Source organism: Sphingomonas sp. Leaf30, assembly GCF_001422525.1.
In the GTDB taxonomy this organism is placed as follows: domain Bacteria; phylum Pseudomonadota; class Alphaproteobacteria; order Sphingomonadales; family Sphingomonadaceae; genus Sphingomonas; species Sphingomonas aerolata.
Genome location: NZ_LMKZ01000016.1, coordinates 253,544 through 253,847, shown reverse-complemented (window position 1 = coordinate 253,847; position 304 = coordinate 253,544).

Below are 304 nucleotides of genomic sequence, written 5' to 3'. Positions count from 1 at the left end.
TCAGTTCCTCGACCGCGCGACAGCCGGCCATGCCGTTGCCGATCACGACGAGGTGCTCGCGCCGCTTGGAAAAGGGGGTGTCGGGGAAGGGGGTTTGGTGTTCCATCAGATCGTCCAGTCGGGTTGGAGCCGGGAATGGGAGGGTCATGCAGGGAGCGCGCCGTTGACCGAGCGGTCGCTGGTGCGGCGTGCGTCGAGCGCCGCGTCGAGCAGCGCGCGCTCGTTCGATTTGTGCGTGGCGGAGAAGCGGACGGCTAGCGCGCAGACCGCGGTGCCTGCGACGATATAGCCGAGCACGATGAGG